The organism is Limnohabitans lacus (genome assembly GCF_030053395.1).
Classification (GTDB): domain Bacteria; phylum Pseudomonadota; class Gammaproteobacteria; order Burkholderiales; family Burkholderiaceae_C; genus Limnohabitans_A; species Limnohabitans_A lacus.
Genome location: NZ_JASGBH010000010.1, coordinates 26,787 through 43,047, shown reverse-complemented (window position 1 = coordinate 43,047; position 16,261 = coordinate 26,787). Strand labels below are relative to the sequence as shown.

Annotated in this window: 12 protein-coding genes; 8 read left to right on the top strand and 4 right to left on the bottom strand. The window is 60.2% G+C overall.

Going from position 1 to position 16,261, the window contains the following annotated elements:
* Nucleotides 1-33: 33 nt before the first annotated feature.
* Together boxC and QLQ16_RS13235 are read right to left on the bottom strand one after the other, a co-directional pair.
* Nucleotides 34-1,692, bottom strand: coding sequence for a 2,3-epoxybenzoyl-CoA dihydrolase (gene boxC / locus QLQ16_RS13240; protein WP_283225137.1), 1,659 nt, complete (start codon nt 1,690-1,692; stop codon nt 34-36).
* A 136-nt stretch (nt 1,693-1,828) separates the two neighbouring features.
* On the bottom strand, nt 1,829-2,743 hold the full coding sequence (locus QLQ16_RS13235) for a helix-turn-helix transcriptional regulator (protein ID WP_283225136.1): 915 nt from the start codon (nt 2,741-2,743) through the stop codon (nt 1,829-1,831).
* A gap of 194 nt (nt 2,744-2,937) precedes the next feature.
* Here QLQ16_RS13235 and QLQ16_RS13230 point away from each other — a divergent pair, with 194 nt between their 5' ends.
* From QLQ16_RS13230 to QLQ16_RS13220, 3 genes are all read left to right on the top strand, one after another.
* Nucleotides 2,938-4,506, top strand: a complete 1,569-nt coding sequence (locus QLQ16_RS13230; protein WP_283225135.1) for a 3,4-dehydroadipyl-CoA semialdehyde dehydrogenase — start codon at nt 2,938-2,940, stop codon at nt 4,504-4,506.
* A 64-nt stretch (nt 4,507-4,570) separates the two neighbouring features.
* On the top strand, nt 4,571-6,136 hold the full coding sequence (locus QLQ16_RS13225; protein ID WP_283225134.1) for a benzoate-CoA ligase family protein: 1,566 nt from the start codon (nt 4,571-4,573) through the stop codon (nt 6,134-6,136).
* 126 nt (nt 6,137-6,262) lie between these two features.
* Complete coding sequence (locus QLQ16_RS13220) at nt 6,263-7,177, top strand: EamA family transporter (protein ID WP_283225133.1); 915 nt, start codon at nt 6,263-6,265, stop codon at nt 7,175-7,177.
* On the opposite strand, the gene QLQ16_RS13215 is transcribed toward QLQ16_RS13220, so the two are convergent.
* Nucleotides 7,143-8,081, bottom strand: a complete 939-nt coding sequence (locus tag QLQ16_RS13215) for a LysR family transcriptional regulator (RefSeq protein ID WP_283225132.1) — start codon at nt 8,079-8,081, stop codon at nt 7,143-7,145. The two genes, QLQ16_RS13220 and QLQ16_RS13215, sit on opposite strands and share 35 nt — an antisense overlap.
* Nucleotides 8,082-8,183: 102 nt before the next feature.
* On the opposite strand from QLQ16_RS13215, the gene QLQ16_RS13210 reads away from it, so the two are divergent.
* Entirely contained in the window at nt 8,184-9,203 is a 1,020-nt protein-coding gene (locus tag QLQ16_RS13210; RefSeq protein ID WP_283225131.1) for a Bug family tripartite tricarboxylate transporter substrate binding protein, read from the top strand.
* A gap of 22 nt (nt 9,204-9,225) precedes the next feature.
* Complete coding sequence (locus QLQ16_RS13205; protein ID WP_283225130.1) at nt 9,226-10,935, top strand: N-acyl-D-amino-acid deacylase family protein; 1,710 nt, start codon at nt 9,226-9,228, stop codon at nt 10,933-10,935.
* Nucleotides 10,936-11,025: 90 nt separating this feature from the next.
* Here the strand turns inward: QLQ16_RS13205 and apbC are convergent, their stop codons facing one another.
* A complete protein-coding gene (gene apbC, locus QLQ16_RS13200; protein WP_283225129.1) occupies nt 11,026-12,114 on the bottom strand; it encodes an iron-sulfur cluster carrier protein ApbC in 1,089 nt (362 codons plus the stop codon).
* A gap of 98 nt (nt 12,115-12,212) precedes the next feature.
* Here apbC and metG point away from each other — a divergent pair, with 98 nt between their 5' ends.
* The 3 genes from metG to QLQ16_RS13185 all read left to right on the top strand — a co-directional run bounded on the left by metG (nt 12,213) and on the right by QLQ16_RS13185 (nt 16,259).
* Complete coding sequence (gene metG, locus QLQ16_RS13195; RefSeq protein WP_283225128.1) at nt 12,213-14,297, top strand: methionine--tRNA ligase; 2,085 nt, start codon at nt 12,213-12,215, stop codon at nt 14,295-14,297.
* 14 nt (nt 14,298-14,311) lie between these two features.
* Nucleotides 14,312-15,991, top strand: a complete 1,680-nt coding sequence (locus QLQ16_RS13190) for a SulP family inorganic anion transporter (RefSeq protein WP_283225127.1) — start codon at nt 14,312-14,314, stop codon at nt 15,989-15,991.
* Between the two features lie 64 nt (nt 15,992-16,055).
* Complete coding sequence (locus QLQ16_RS13185; protein WP_283225126.1) at nt 16,056-16,259, top strand: DUF3460 family protein; 204 nt, start codon at nt 16,056-16,058, stop codon at nt 16,257-16,259.
* The last annotated feature ends 2 nt before the right edge of the window (nt 16,260-16,261 follow it).

The following is a 16,261-nucleotide window of genomic DNA, read 5'->3' as shown; positions in this document are numbered from 1 at the left end:
CCACCGGGCACCGCACTGCACAACGCAAAAACATCAAACGCGGTTCAAATCAAATTGAACTTTTTCGCCTTTGCCATAGACCTTCAGGGCACCTTTTTCGCCGACGGCGTTGGGGCGCTGGAAGATCCAGTTTTGCCAGGCGGTCAGGCGACCAAAAATGCGGGTGAGCATGTTTTCTTGGCTGGCGAAACGCAAATTGGCTTCCAGACCGGTCAGCGCGTCAGGCGACATGGAAGAGCGCTCTTCCAGGGCCAAGCGAATTTCATCCGCCCAGTCGATGTCGTCAGGTGCTGCAGTCACCAGGCCCAGGGCCAGAGCGGCATCAGCATCCAAGGCCTTGCCGATGGCGCCGCGTGCAGCTTCCATGGCGGGCACTTCTTCGTAGAAGCGGCGCTGCAAACGGGTCTGGTCGTTGACCATGGGGAAGAAACCGAAGTTCATTTCGTTCAGTTGGATCTTGGGGGCCTTGGCTTCGTCATCTGGCAAGGCCAACATGTAAGCGCGGTCGGCGCAGAAAGCCAGTTCGGCGAGTGTGCCCACAAAACAAGTCCCCTCTTCGATCAGGGCGAACAGGCTGCGCGAGGTCACGTCCATGCGGGCCAAGGTGCGGCGCAGGTGGCCGATGGTCTCGCGCACAAACCAGTGGTCTTTGTTCGCCAACATCGTGGCATCGGACGCCAACACGGCTGCCGCGTCGCCCGAGGTCTTGAGCACCCAGGTGCCGATGTCGAGTTCGTTGGTGCGCATGTGCAGGATGGCGTCGTCCAGTTCGCGCACCATTTGCAGCGGCCACCAGTTCATGCCTGCGGCTTCGATGCCAGCGATGTCGGTGGGCTGCGCTGTGGCAGGGGCCTTGACGGTGAAGGTGGCGATGCGCTTGGCGCGGTCGATGTCCACGGTGACGTTGGTGTAGCTCAGCGCGTCAGCAGCAATGGTGCGGTTCAACGGTGTGAGTTCCACGCCCTTGACGCCAACAGGGCGGATGCTGCCAGCGGCCAGTTGGGTGGCACGTGCTTTGACCACATCTTTGAACACAGCGGGCTTGGCGATCGAATCGACCAGACGCCAGTCCACGGCTTTTTGACCACGCACGCCTTCCACGCTGGTGCAAAAGATGTCGGCCAGGTCGTGGCGCACATGGCGCTTGTCGGTCACGCGGGTCAGGCCGCCGGTGCCAGGCAACACGCCCAGCAAGGGCACTTCTGGCAAAGACACGGAAGATGAACGGTCATCCACCAAGACAATGTCGTCGCAGGCCAGGGCCAGCTCGTAGCCGCCGCCAGCGCAAGCGCCGTTCAGGGCAGCGACGAATTTCAGGCCGTCGTGCTTGCTGGAGTCTTCGATGCCGTTGCGGGTTTCGTTGGTGAACTTGCAGAAGTTCACTTTCCAGCCATGGGTGGAGACACCCAACATGAAGATGTTGGCGCCGGAGCAGAACACGCGGTCCTTCAAGCTGGTGACCACCACCGAGCGCACTTCAGGGTGCTCGAAACGGATGCGCTGCAGCGCGTCGTGCAATTCGATGTCCACACCCAGGTCGTAGCTGTTGAGCTTGAGCTTGTAGCCAGGACGAATGCCGGCGTCTTCGTTGATGTTGATCGACAAGGTGGCGATCTCGCCATCAAAGGCCAGGTTGATGTGCTTGTACTGCGAAGGGTGGGTTTGGTAATTGACCAACAAAGCTTCTGTCATGGTGTGTCTCCGGTTGAAATCAGGTTGAGTGGGTGAACAAAGTGGCACTTCAGCGCCGATGGGATGAAGTTTATTGCATCCCTCTGCCCAAAACAATCTGCACTTTACTGCATTTTGTAGGTGTTTACCCTAGGAACTAAACCTGCAAGGCCAAATGCTGCCTGACGGTCGCACGCAAAGCGGCGAAAGCCTGGTCTTCGGTGCGTGTGCTGGTGTTGATGGCCAGGTCGGCCTTGGAATAAAAGGCCGAGCGGCCTTCCAAAATGCGCTTGAGGTCCTCCATGGCCTCACGGCTGGCGGCCATGGGGCGCATGTCGCCTTGGGCGGCCACACGGCTCATGTGATCGGCCGCATCGGCCTGCAACCACACGGTGGTGCAGTGCGACAACAAGAGGTTGAAGTTGGCCGAATCCGAGACCAAGCCACCGGGTGTGGCGATGACCACTTCGGGGTAAATCTGAATCGCTTCTTCAAGGGCGCGGCGCTCGTAACGGCGGTAGGCGTTGGCACCGTACAGGTTGTGGATCTCGCTGATTTGGCAGCCGGCAAATTGTTCGATTTCGCGGCTCAGTTCAATGAAGGGAAAGCCCAGATCATCGGCCAGGCGCTGGCCCAGCGCCGTCTTGCCCGCTCCACGCAAGCCCACCAGCGCGATGCGGTTTTGGCGTTCCATGGCGGTGCCACCCTCGCCCAGCATCTCGCTGATCTGAAGGCGTGCGCGGCGCAAATCGGCTTCGCTGCGCTTGCCCAGCAACTCGCGAATGAGCAGCCATTCTGGCGAAGAGGTCGTCACATCGCCCAGCAGTTCCGCCAAAGAGCACTGCAGGGCCTGCGCCACTTGCAAAAGCACCAGCACCGACACATTGCCGGTGCCGTATTCGAGGTTGGCCAAGTGGCGCTCGGAGACCTCGGCCGCCAAGGCCACGGCGCGGCGCGTCATGCCCTTGCGCGAACGCAGGTTGCGCACACGCTCACCCAGGGATTCCAGAAAGGGGCTGCGTTTTTGGCCTGGCGCTTGCAGGCTTGTCTCCGTCAATTCTTCAGACGACATGGGGAACCTTTGTCTCTTTATTCGGGAATACCCTAGGATTTCCCGCTGGTCAAAACATGCACTTTATTGCATACTCCTGCCAAGCAGAATAATGCATCAACCCGTGTTTATACCGCCAACTGCGGGCCCCGAACAGATTTTTGTTGCATGTCCTGCACATGCCCATCCCTGCAACCTCTTTTGAAATGCCGTTCATGACCACTTTGCTCCCCAACTTCTTCGCAGGCCGCTGGCAAACCGGCACTGGCATTGGCACGCCCCTGTTCGACCCTGTGCTGGGCAACGAGTTGGCCCGCGTGTCGAGCAGCGGCATCGATTTGGCCGAAGGTTTTGCCTTTGCCCGCGAACAAGGCGGCGCTGCCTTGCGTGCCCTGAGTTACGGCCAACGCGCGGGACTGCTCACACGCATCACCGAGGTTCTGCAAGCCAACCGCGACGCCTACTACGAGATCGCCACCGCCAACAGCGGCACCGTGGCCAAGGACTCGGGCGTGGACATCGATGGCGCCATCTTCACCCTGGGCTACTACGCCAAACAGGGCGCGGCTCTGGGCGACGCCACGCTGCTGCTCGACGGCGAGCGCATCCGCATGGCCAAAGACCCGGCATTTCAGACCCAGCACATCCAGGTGCCCACACGCGGTGTGGCGCTGTTCATCAACGCTTTCAACTTCCCCAGCTGGGGCCTGTGGGAAAAAGCCGCACCTGCACTGCTGTCGGGCGTTCCAGTCATCATCAAACCCGCCACCGCGACCGCTTGGCTGACCCAGCGCATGGTGAAAGACGTGGTCGATGCCGGCGTGCTGCCCGTGGGCGCGCTGTCGGTCATTTGCGGCTCGTCCGCTGGCCTGATGGACCAGCTGCAAGCCTTTGACGTGGTCAGCTTCACCGGCTCGGCCGAAACCGGCCAAATCATCCGCAGCCACCGCGCCGTGACCGAGCTGTCGGTGCGTTGCAACATCGAAGCCGACAGCCTCAACAGTGCCCTGCTCTCGCCTGCTGCCACGGCCGACAGCGAAGCCTTCAAGCTGCTGGTGGCCGAAGTGACCCGCGAGATGACCGTCAAATCGGGCCAAAAATGTACCGCCATTCGCCGCGTGTTTGTGCCGCGTGCGTTGTATAAAGCAGCCGCAGACGCCATTGGCGCACGCTTGGCCAAAACCACCGTGGGCAACCCGCGCAACGAAACCGTGCGCATGGGCGCGCTGGTGAGCCAAGAGCAAAAAGCCAGCGTGCTGGCGGGCCTGGCCCAGCTGAGAACCGAAGCCACCGTGTTGTTCGATGGCAGCGCCGCTGGCTTGGTGGACGCCGATGCATCGAGCGCCTGCGTGGCCCCGGTGCTGCTGGGCACCGAGTCGCCCATGACGGCCCAAGTGCTGCACGCGGTTGAGGTTTTCGGCCCCGTGTCCACCCTGATGCCTTACGACAGCATCGACGAGGCCTACGCCATGATCCGTCGCGGCGAAGGCTCGCTGGTGTGCTCGGTGTACAGCGAAGACCCCGCCTTCACCGCGCAAGCCTCGGTGGAGCTGGCCAGCAGCCACGGCCGTGTGCATGCGATTTCGCCCGATGTGGCGGCCCTGCACAGCGGCCACGGCAACGTGATGCCCATGAGCCTGCACGGCGGCCCTGGCCGTGCCGGTGGCGGCGAAGAGCTGGGTGGCCTCAGAGCCCTTAACTTCTACCACCGCCGCACAGCGGTGCAAGGCAGTCCACTCGCCTTAGACGCTTTGACGGCTCAAGGCGGCAAACTGGCGCTGTAAAGGCATTGTCAGATCGCCCCACACACGACACACTGATCCCACAAGAATTCGACCGGAGACACCCATGACACGCCCCGTGACCCCACCGCCTGCAGCCTTCAACTTTGCACAGCACCTGATCGCCACCAACGCCTCACGTCCAGGAAAGACGGCCCTGATCGACGACTTGGGGTCGATGACCTACGGTGAACTGACCGAACAAATCCGCCGCTTTGCGGGTGGCCTGCAAGCTCTGGGCCTCAAGCGCGAAGAGCGCGTGCTCTTGCTGATGCAAGACTGCAGCGACTGGGTGGTGGCCTTTTTGGGCTCGCTGTATGCAGGCGTGGTGCCGGTGGCCGTCAACACGCTGCTCACGGCCGAAGACTACGCCTTCATGCTCAGCAACAGCCGCGCCCAAGCCGCTTTGGTGTCCAGCGCCTTGCTGCCCACCTTGCAAGCCGCCTTGGACTTGGGCAAGACCGAGGTCCAGCATGTGGTGGTGTCTCGCCCCCAAGCGCCCTTGACGCAAGGCCAGCTCAACATGGCCGATTGGGTGGCGCAAAGCACCGCGGTGTTGCCTGCCCAGACCCTGGCCGATGAACCGGCTTTTTGGCTATACTCCTCGGGCTCGACCGGCAAACCCAAGGGCACCGTGCACAGCCAAGGCAATCTCTATTGGACCGCCGAGCTGTACGGCAAGGGCGTATTGAACTTGCAGGAAAGCGACACCGTCTTCTCTGCCGCCAAGCTGTTCTTTGCCTATGGCCTGGGCAACGCGCTCACCTTCCCCCTGAGCGTCGGGGCCACGGTGGTGCTGATGGCCGAGCGCCCCACCCCGCAAGCGACCTTCAAGCGTCTGGTGGACCACCAACCCACGGTGTTTTACGGCGCCCCCACCGGCTATGGCGGCATGCTGGCCAGCCCCGACCTGCCGGCCCAAAGCCAGGTCGCGCTGCGCCTGTGCTCGTCGGCGGGCGAGGCGCTGCCACGTGACATTGGCGAGCGCTGGACGGCCCACTTTGGCTGCGAAATCATCGACGGCATCGGCTCCACCGAAATGCTGCACGTCTTCTTGTCCAACCGCCCCGGCGATGTGCGCTACGGCACCACCGGCAAGGCCGTGCCCGGCTACGAGGTGCAGTTGCGCAACGAAGACGGCAGCGTGGTCACCGGCCACAACGAGATCGGCGACCTCTACATCCAAGGCCCCAGCAGCGCCCTGATGTACTGGAACAACCGCGAAAAATCGCGCGACACCTTCCAAGGCGTGTGGACCAAGAGCGGCGACAAGTACACCCGCGACCCCGACGGTTACTACACCTACGCGGGCCGCAATGACGACATGCTCAAAGTCAGCGGCATTTATGTCTCGCCCTTTGAAGTCGAGGCCACACTGGTGCAGCACCCGGCCATTTTGGAAGCGGCTGTGATTGGCAAAGAAGACACCGACGGCCTGACCAAGACCAAGGCTTTCATCGTCCTCAAAGCCGGCCAGAGCCTGACGCAAGAAGAAGTCAAAGCCTTCGTGAAAGAGCGCCTTGCGCCCTACAAATACCCGCGCTTCATCGAGTTTGTGGCCGAGCTGCCCAAGACGGCCACCGGTAAGATCCAGCGCTTTCGTTTGCGCGACCTGGAAAAGTCAGGCGCCTGAAGGCGCGTCACGCAGGGCACAGGGAACCCAGAACCTGGCACTTAAGATAAAAAGCCACAAGTGAGCAACTTCTTGTGGTTTTTTTAACCTTGATGCCTGCAGTGTTTTACTTGTGGCTTGTCGAAAATGCCCTCTACTTTTTCTGTCAAAGACTACCTCTGCGCTTTGGGTGTGATCCTGATCTGGGGCACCAATTTCGTGGCGATGAAATTCGGTCTGAAGGACTTCACGCCATTTCAAATGGGCACAGGACGCTATCTGGCTGCGGCTTTGCCCCTGGTGTTTTTCATTCGACAACCGGCACTGCCGGTTCGATGGATTCTGCTCTATGGCGTGTGTCAAGGTTTGGGGCAATTTGGACTTCTGTTCCTGGCACTCAAACTGGGCATGACCGCTTCGCTGGCATCGGTGTTGATGCAAACGCAAGTGTTTTTCACTGCGCTCTTTGGCATGGCTCTGCTGCATGAACCTTTGGGGCGTGAGAAAAAATTCAGCCTGGGCCTGGGTGCTCTGGCACTGACTTGCTTTGGCATGGGCGTCCAGGCCGGAACATCCACAGGGGTCACCTGGCCGGGCTTGCTCTTGAATCTGGGGGGAGCCGCCATGTGGGCCATCTCGAACATCGTTGTGCGTAAAGCACAGCAATCCCACCCGTCTGGACCTGGCTACGACCCGGTGGCATTTGTGGTCTGGAGCTCGACGGTGCCCATCATTCCCTTTGCTGTATTGAGCTGGGCATTTGATCCCACGCCAGGTTGGGAGCAACTGCGTGAGATCGGATGGGTCAGCTGGGTCTCGATCCTCTACCTGGGCTGGTTTGCCACCGTGATCGCATACGCTCTGTGGACCGGCCTGCTCAAACGCCATCCGGCCAATCAAGTGGCGCCTTTGAGCCTGGGCGTGCCCGTGATCGGCCTCGCAGCAGGGGCCGTGGCTCTGAATGAAGTCATCAGTGGCTGGCAGTGGGCAGGCATTTCTCTGACACTGCTGGCTTTGCTGGCCAATTTCAGACCTTCGCTTTTTCAGCGGGGTCGGCATTGAGGCGCAACACCTGCTCAATTTTCCCGATCAACCACACGGCGGCCGGTGAAAGCACCCGCCCCTGCGCGTGGATAAGGGCAGTGGCCAAAGGCTCTGCAGCGGCATAGCGCACATGCGGCAATACCGCAAATGAATCCTGCAATGAAGCCACGGGCAAGGCTTCATGGGTGGCAAACAGAACACAGTCACTCTCTAGCATGACTTTTTGAAGCACCGCCACACTGTCACAGCTCATCCCGATGGGCAACTCTTCGTGGGAGTCCAACTGATAAACCTCCGTCAAGGACTGCCGGGCTTGCAAAGGCAATAAAGGGCCGATCAGCTTGTATTGCCGCAAAGCCATGCGCTGAGAGCGTTCGTCCAAACCGAGCAAGGGGTGGCCATGACGCACAAAAAAACCAAACCTCTGTGGTGGTAGGGGATGCACCACGAAGTCCGCGGGTGGAGGCAGGCTGTGGGTCAGTGCCACCACGAAATCGAGCTCGTTGCGCTCCAATTTGGACCGAAGCCGTTGCCAGTTACCAATGTCCACATCGACCGTCAGGCCGGGCTTTTCTTGGACCTGCTCAATCAGCACACGGGTCAGAAAAGCTTCAGCAGGAAACACCCCTACGCCGAAATTCACATGTCCGCGGTCCATGCCGACCAGTTGACGGGCCTCGCGTCGAAGGTTTTCGGCATCGCCCAACATCCGCAGGGCACGGGGCAAGAGTCGCTGCCCAGCATCCGTCAGATTCACCCCTTCCTGGGCACGATTGAACAGCAGCAGCCCCAATGAGTCCTCCAGTGTCTGGATGCTGCGCGTCAAAGCCGGTTGCGTCAGGTTCAGGCGAAGCGCTGCCTTTAAAAAGGATTTTTCCTCCGCAATGACGGCGAAATGTTCAAGTCTTCGCAGGTTAAGCATATAAAAATATTTTATTTATTTCATATTTTTTTGCAATTGTTTTTATTCAGCAGACCCCCTAAGCTGAAAGCTGAACAACCCGAAAAACCACAGGAGACAAACATGGCATTACCTTGCACGGCGTTCACACCCGGGCGCAGAAAGACTTTGGCGGGCGCGCTGCTCGCAGTCCTTTGCATGGGCCCTCTGACTGGCCTGGTCTGGGCGCAAGACGCTGTCTGGCCAACGCCTGGCAAACCGGTTCGAATCGTATTGCCTTTTCCGGCGGGCTCCGGAACGGATGGCTTGGCCCGCACGATCGCACGCAAGCTCAACGACGAGACAGGCGGGAATTTCGTCGTGGACAACAAACCCGGCGCTGGCACCTTGATCGGTGCTCAGGACGTGGCCCGGGCCAGCAACGATGGTCATACCCTGCTGTACACCATCGTGGTCACGCACACCCAAAACCCGCACCTTTACAGCAAACTGCCCTACGACCCCTTCAAGGACTTCACGCCCATCATGCAAGTGGCCCGGTCGGCCACCGTGTTGGTGGTCAACAAGGAGTCGCCTTTCAACTCGGTGCGCGACATGGTCAACTACGCGCGCAGCAACCCTGGGAAACTGAACTTTGCTTCTTACAGCCAGGGGTCCACATCGCATTTGAACGCCGAGATGCTAATGTTGCGCAGCAACACCCAAATGGTCCATGTGCCCTACAAGGGCACGCCCGACGCCACGCGGGCATTGATGGCAGGCGATGTGCAGTTTTATTTTGATGGCACAGCCACCGCCGTGGAAGGCGCCAAAGCGGGCCGATTCAAGCTGCTGGCTGTTGCCGCAGACAAACGCCTGAGCGTGCTGCCCGACTTGCCTACCATGACCGAAGCAGGCGTAGAGGGCATCGACATTGTGGGCTGGCAAGGCTTCTTTGCACCCGGCAACATGTCTGCAGCATTGGCCAAAAAAATCTCTGACACCGTGGGTCGCGCCCTGAAATCATCCGAGGTCAGTCAGATGATCGCCAACCAGGGCAATGAAGTCAGCGGCGCTGGACCCGAAGAATTTGCACGCATCGTCAAACGCGACCACGAGCGCTGGGGCAGCGTGATCAAGCGCCTGAACCTCAAACTCGACTAACCCCCAACACAAGGACAATTCCATGCACGATACCGTGATCCGAGGCGGCTGCCTCATAGATGGCACTGGTGCCCCCGCAGTGGCTGGCGACATCGCCATCGACAATGGCACCATCACCCAAGTCGGCGGCAAAGCTGGCGCAGCCCGCCGCACCATCGATGCCCAAGGTGCTTTGGTCACCCCTGGATGGATCGACATCCACACCCACTACGATGGCCAGGCCACATGGGACCCCTACCTCTCCCCCTCGACTGCGCACGGCGTCACAAGCGTGGTCATGGGCAACTGCGGCATGGGCTTTGCCCCGGTCAAACCGGACAAGCGCGACTGGTTGATATCGGTCATGGAGGGCGTAGAAGACATCCCCGGAGCGGTACTGTCCGAGGGCATCGAGTGGGACTGGGAAACCTTCCCCCAGTACATGGACGCGTTGGCACGACGCCCCAAAGCCCTTGACATTGCCACCCAAATCCCCCACTCGGCTGTGCGGGCTTATGTGATGGGCGAGCGCGGCATACAGCACGATGAAACCACGCCCGACGATTTATTCGAAATGTGTGCCATTGTGCGCGAGGCCCTCAAAGCAGGCGCCTTCGGTTTTTCTACATCGCGCACCTTTCTGCACAAATACGATCAACGCAAATACCCGCCCGGCACCTTTGCTACGGGGGAAGAGATCTCCACCCTGGGCCAAGTGCTGGGCGAGGTGGGTCACGGCGTATTCCAGATGACCTCCAACCACATCTCCATGCACCACGAGATCCCTTGGATGCGCAATTTGGCCCTCAAAAACAAGCTGCCCGTGCTCTTCAACCTGCAGCAGACCGACCCGGCCCCCGATTTGTGGAAAGACATTCTGGGGACCCTCAAGGAAGCCCATGCGCAAAACATTCCCTTGTATGGCGGCGTTTGCGGACGACCCGTGGGCCTGCTGTTTTCATGGCACAGCAGCTTGCACCCCTTCGTCGTGAGCCCGGCTTACCTGGAGATCGCCAAGCTGCCTTGGCCTGAGCGCATCGCACGGCTGCGCCAGCCCGAGGTGCGTGAAGCCATCCTGACCGGCGAACGCCTGCGCACCGATGAGCGTATGCGAACCATGTTTGGCAACTTCCACAAAATCTACCGCCTGGCCGACAACCCCGACTACGAGCCCGAAGCCAGCGAAAGCGTGCAGGCCATGATGCAGGCTCAGGGCCGCAGCGGCCTCGAAGTTGTCTACGACCTGATGATGGAGCGAGACGGCATGGCCATGCTGTATTACCCGAGCTTCAACTACTCATATGGCAATCTGGATCACCTGCATGAATGGTTGCAGACCGATGTGACCGTCAACAGCCTGTCCGATGGTGGAGCGCACTGCAACTACATCTGCGACGTGAGCATGCCCACTTTCATGCTCACCCACTGGAGCCGTTCGCGCACAAGGGGCGGCAAATTCAGCGTGGAAGCCATGGTCAAGCGTCAGACCCTGGATACCGCACGCATTTACGGCATGCACGACCGCGGCACGCTGCAAGTCGGCAAAAAAGCAGACATCAACATCATTGACTACGAAAAATTGCGCCTGTATGCCCCAGAGATGGTCTACGACCTGCCTGCGGGTGGACGCCGCCTGACACAGCGCTGCGACGGTTACTTGGCCACCCTCGTGGCCGGGCAGACCATCTTCGAGAACCAGCAAGCCACAGGTGATTTGCCGGGCCAACTGCTGCGGGCCGGTCAAAAAAGCTGACGCCTGAGGCTCGATGCAAAAGGGGCGCCTCAGGGCGCCCCTATTTCATGGACAGAACGCCGTGTTCTGGGCGCATGGCCAAGCCTCTGATCAGGTGTCCTTGCTGATCTTGATGCTGGGGAACTTGCTGGAGAAGTCTTTGGCCTTGGCCGCGATCTTGATCGCCACTTGTCGGGCCACTGCCTTGTAAATCTGAGCCACCTCGCCATCGGGGTCGGACACCACGGTGGGTTTGCCGGTGTCGGCCTGAAGTCGGATTTGCATGTTCAAGGGCAAGGCGCCCAGGTAATCAATGCCTTTGTCGGCCGCGTAACGCTTGCCGCCGTCCTCGCCAAAGATGTGTTCCACATGACCACAGTTCGTGCACACATGGACCGCCATGTTCTCGACCAGGCCCAAAATCGGCACGCCCACTTTTTCAAACATCTTGATGCCTTTTTTCGCATCCAACAGGGCGATGTCTTGCGGGGTCGTCACGATCACCGCGCCGGTCATGGGCACGCGCTGGGACAGCGTCAACTGAATGTCACCTGTGCCAGGCGGCATGTCCACGATCAAATAGTCCAGGTCTTTCCAATGGGTCTGGCGCAGCAGCTGCTCCAACGCCTGGGTGGCCATGGGGCCGCGCCAGATCATGGCTTCGTCTTGGTCCACCAAAAAGCCGATCGACATGACCTGCACGCCGTAGTTTTCCATGGGCTCCATGGTCTGACCGTCCTCGCTCTCGGGGCGGCCTTCGATGCCCATCATCATGGGTTGGCTGGGGCCGTAAATGTCGGCGTCAAGCAAACCGACCTTGGCACCTTCGGCCGCCAGCGCCAGCGCCAGGTTGACGGCGGTGGTGCTCTTGCCCACGCCGCCCTTGCCCGAGGCCACGGCCACGATGTTTTTGACCTGCGGCAACAAGGCCACGCCGCGCTGGGCTGCGTGGGCCACAATTTTGCTGGTCACATTGGCCGAGACGTTGCTCACGCCGCTCACCGATTTGGCCGCCGCGATCAGCGCCTGGCGCAAGGCCGGGATCTGGCTCTTGGCGGGGTAACCCAATTCCACGTCAAAAGACACATCGCCGCCTTCGACGGCGAGGTTTTTCAAGGCTTTGGTGGAAACGAAGTCTTTGCCGGTGTTCGGATCGATGACGGCTTGCAGGGCTTGCAGGAGTTGTTCGGTGGTGGCCATGTGGGGTTGATCAATGCTTTCCAAGGATGGCAGGCAGTTTAACGATATGCGGGCCCTAAACCTCTAAAATCGAACATTCCCCTACAAGTTGTCCCACCATGTCTGCCCCCAACGCGCCCCGCCAGCTTTTTGTCACCACCGCCTTGCCGTATGCCAACGGCAACTTCCACATCGGCCACATCATGGAGTACATCCAGGCCGACATCTGGGTGCGCTTCCAACGCATGCAGGGCAGCCAGGTCAACTTTGTCGGTGCCGACGACACGCACGGCGCACCCATCATGATCGCCGCCGAAAAGGCCGGCAAAACACCCCAGCAGTTCGTGGCCGACATCGCGGCAGGACGCAAACCCTATTTGGACGGTTTCCACATCCAGTTTGACAATTGGCACAGCACCGACGCCCCCGAAAACCACGAGCTGGCCCGCCAGATCTACCGTGACCTGCGCGACCGCGCCGATGGCTCCCTGATTGAAAGCCGCTCGATCGAACAGTTCTTTGACCCCGAAAAGAACATGTTCCTGCCCGATCGCTTCATCAAAGGCGAGTGCCCCAAGTGCCACGCCAAAGACCAGTACGGCGACAACTGCGAGGTCTGTGGCGCGGTCTATGCCCCCACCGATCTGATCAACCCGTTTTCGGCCCTGTCGGGTGCCAAGCCCGAGCTCAAAACCTCAGAGCACTTTTTCTTCAAACTGTCTGACCCGCGTTGCGTCGAGTTTTTGAGCAACTGGACGCAAGACGGCAAGCTGCAACCCGAAGTGGCCAACAAGGTCAAAGAGTGGTTCAGCGTGCGCACCAACCCCGACGGCAGCACCAGCGACGGCCTGGGCGACTGGGACATCTCGCGCGACGCGCCCTATTTCGGCATCGAGATCCCTGATGCGCCGGGCAAGTACTTTTATGTCTGGTTGGACGCGCCTGTGGGCTACCTGGCGTCCCTGAAAAACCTGCTGGACAAACGCGGCGAAGACTACGCCGCTTACATGGCCAACCCGAACTTGGAACAGATCCACTTCATCGGCAAAGACATCGTCACCTTCCACACCTTGTTTTGGCCCGCCATGCTGCACTTTTCGGGTCGCAAGACGCCCGACAAGGTCAACGTGCACGGCTTCCTGACGGTGAACAACGGCGAGAAGATGAGCAAGAGCCGTGGCACCGGCTTGGACCCCCTCAAATATTTGAGCCTGGGCATGAACCCCGAATGGCTGCGCTACTACCTGGCGGCCAAGCTGTCGGCACGCAACGAAGACATCGACTTCAACGCCGAAGACTTCATGCTGCGTGTCAACTCAGACCTGATTGGCAAGTTCGTCAACATCGCTTCGCGCTCGGCCGGTTTCATCACCAAGCGCTTTGAGGGCAAGCTGGGTACTGTGAGCGCCGACGGCCAGGCCCTCTTGGCCGCATTGAAAGCCGCAGCCCCCGGCATTGCCGCACTTTACGAAGAGCGCGAGTACGGCAAAGCCCTGCGCGAAATCATGCTCTTGACCGACAAGGTCAACGCCTACGTTGACCAGAACAAGCCCTGGGAATTGTCCAAACAAGAAGGCCAGGAAGCACGCCTGCACGATGTGTGCACCGCTTGCATCGAAGCCTTCCGCCTGCTGAGCTTGCAGCTCAAGCCCGTTCTGCCCGCCTTGGCCGCGCAGGTAGAGGCCTTCCTGAATGTGTCGCCCTTCACCTTCGGCCAAGCCCAAGAATTGCTGGGTGCGGGTCACGCCATCAACGCCTACCAACACCTGATGCAACGCGTCACCCCCGAGCAACTCGAAGCCTTGTTCGAACCACCGGCCGTGGTCGAAGAAAAGCTGATCCCCGGCGGCGAAGAGATCGCACCGACCATCAGCATCGACGACTTTGCCAAGGTGGACCTGCGCATCGCCGAAATCGTCCACTGCGAGCCGGTGGAAGGCTCGGTCAAGCTGTTGCGCCTGACCCTGAACGTGGGCGAAGGACGCACGCGCAATGTGTTCAGCGGTATCGCCAGCATGTACCAACCCGAAGACCTGATCGGCAAGCTCACCGTGATGGTGGCCAACCTGGCCCCGCGCAAGATGAAGTTTGGTGTGAGCGAGGGCATGGTGCTGGCCGCCAGCCACGCCGATGAAAAAGCGGAGCCCGGCATCCACGTGCTGCACCCCTGGCCTGGCGCTAAGCCCGGCATGCGCATCCACTGACCAAGGGGCTGTGCATGAACCGGCTGCAAGCAACCCATTTTTTCCGCCCCCGTTTGCTCGACAGCCTGGTTGGCTACAACCGCCAAAAACTCACGCAAGACATCGGCGCGGGCATCACGGTGGGGATTGTGGCCTTGCCCCTGGCCATGGCCTTTGCCATCGCTTCGGGCCTCAAGCCCGAGGCCGGTTTGTTCACCGCCATCATCGCGGGCTTTTTGATCTCGGCGCTGGGCGGCAGCAAGGTGCAGATCGGCGGCCCGGCGGGCGCTTTCATCGTCATTGTTTACGGCATTTTGGAGCGCTACGGCCTGGCCAACCTGATCCTGGCCACGGCCATGTCGGGCGTGGTGCTGTTCTTGATGGGCTTGTTCCGCTTGGGCACACTGATCCGATTCATTCCGGTGGCTGTGGTGATTGGCTTTACCAATGGCATCGCGGTGCTGATCATGCTCTCGCAGGTCAAGGACTTTCTGGGCCTGCCCGTCAAAGCCATGCCGGCTGACTTTTTCGGCATGCTGAGCACCTTGCACAGCCATCTGAACCAAACCAATCTGGCCGCCTTGCTGGTGGCGCTGGGCTCGCTGTCCTTGTTGGTCGGCTGGATGCGGCTGGGCCGCCGCCTGCTGGAAACACCCCACCAATGGATCAGCACCATCCCCGGCTCCATCATCGCCTTGGTGTTTGCCACGGCGGCCACCACCGGCCTGTCTTTGCCGGTGGACACCATTGGCAGCAAATTTGGCGGCATCCCGGCCACTTTGCCCATGTTCCATTGGCCCGAATTCAGTTGGGACAGCGCCCGCTTTTTGATCATGCCCACGCTCACCCTGGCCTTGTTGGGAGCCATCGAGTCGCTGCTGTGCGCCCGCATTGCCGACAGCATGGCCGACGACCGCCACAACCCCAACCAGGAGTTGATGGCCCAGGGCATTGCCAACTTCGTGACGCCCTTTTTTGGCGGCATGCCCGCCACAGGCACGATTGCCCGCACGGTGACCAACATCAAAAGCGGCGGCGTCAGCCCCATCGCGGGCATGGTGCATGCGCTCACGCTGCTGGGCGTGGTGCTGGTGGCTGCGCCGCTGGCCGGGCATATTCCGCTGCCTGCACTGGCGGCCATCTTGATGTTCGTGGCCTGGAACATGGGCGAATGGCGCGAATTTTGGTTGCTGCGCCAGTACCGCACGCCCTACCGCATCACGCTGTTGGCGGTGTTTTTCCTCACGGTGGTGTTTGACCTGACGGTGGCTGTCGAGGTCGGCCTGGTGGCCGCTTGCCTGACCTTCATCTACCGCATCTCCAGCCTGAGTCGCTGCGAAGCGGTCAAGGCAACCGATCACCCGAACATGGTCGGCCAAGAGGCGCACATCCAGGCCTGGCGTTTGTATGGCGCCTTGTTTTTTGGCGCGGTCAAGTTGATCGAAGAGATCGAAGACAAGCTCCACACCCCGGTGCTGGTGATCGATCTGAAAAACGTGATCTATGTGGACTCTTCCGGCGCAGACGCCCTGATGAACCTGATCCACACCTGCCGCAAGAAAAATGTCCAGCTCATCGTGTGTGGCCTGCTGCACCAGCCGCTGGACATTGCGCGTCGCTCGGGCCTGATCGAGCACCTGGATGGCCAGCTCGAAGTCGACTTGCCGGCTGGTTTGGCCCGTGCAGTCAGCCTGGCGAACCAGCTGGACCGGTAAAATGGCCCATGACCGAGTCTGACAGGCTATGCCCGAAGACCTTTTGCATTCACCGAAAAACACCATGTCCATCTTCCGCCGCCCCGACTACCAGTCCGACACCACCCAGTTCATTAACCAGCTCAAGACCCAACGCCCCGAGCTGGACGCGCAGCAGCAAGAAGGCCGTGCCCTGCTGTGGGACAAGCAACTGAGCCGCGACGAGCAGCAAGCCTTCAAGGCCGGCCGCGTGGCGCAAAAACCCTACGTTTACCAAAACCAAGCCTGAGC

Coding starts and splice junctions, on each gene's coding strand:
- apbC (WP_283225129.1), bottom strand. CDS start 12,114: ATGGCCACCACCGAACAACTCCTGCAAGCCCTGCAAGCCGTCATCGAT.
- QLQ16_RS13205 (WP_283225130.1), top strand. CDS start 9,226: ATGCACGATACCGTGATCCGAGGCGGCTGCCTCATAGATGGCACTGGT.
- metG (WP_283225128.1), top strand. CDS start 12,213: ATGTCTGCCCCCAACGCGCCCCGCCAGCTTTTTGTCACCACCGCCTTG.
- QLQ16_RS13220 (WP_283225133.1), top strand. CDS start 6,263: ATGCCCTCTACTTTTTCTGTCAAAGACTACCTCTGCGCTTTGGGTGTG.
- QLQ16_RS13230 (WP_283225135.1), top strand. CDS start 2,938: ATGACCACTTTGCTCCCCAACTTCTTCGCAGGCCGCTGGCAAACCGGC.
- QLQ16_RS13215 (WP_283225132.1), bottom strand. CDS start 8,081: ATGCTTAACCTGCGAAGACTTGAACATTTCGCCGTCATTGCGGAGGAA.
- QLQ16_RS13185 (WP_283225126.1), top strand. CDS start 16,056: ATGTCCATCTTCCGCCGCCCCGACTACCAGTCCGACACCACCCAGTTC.
- QLQ16_RS13210 (WP_283225131.1), top strand. CDS start 8,184: ATGGCATTACCTTGCACGGCGTTCACACCCGGGCGCAGAAAGACTTTG.
- boxC (WP_283225137.1), bottom strand. CDS start 1,692: ATGACAGAAGCTTTGTTGGTCAATTACCAAACCCACCCTTCGCAGTAC.
- QLQ16_RS13235 (WP_283225136.1), bottom strand. CDS start 2,743: ATGTCGTCTGAAGAATTGACGGAGACAAGCCTGCAAGCGCCAGGCCAA.
- QLQ16_RS13190 (WP_283225127.1), top strand. CDS start 14,312: ATGAACCGGCTGCAAGCAACCCATTTTTTCCGCCCCCGTTTGCTCGAC.
- QLQ16_RS13225 (WP_283225134.1), top strand. CDS start 4,571: ATGACACGCCCCGTGACCCCACCGCCTGCAGCCTTCAACTTTGCACAG.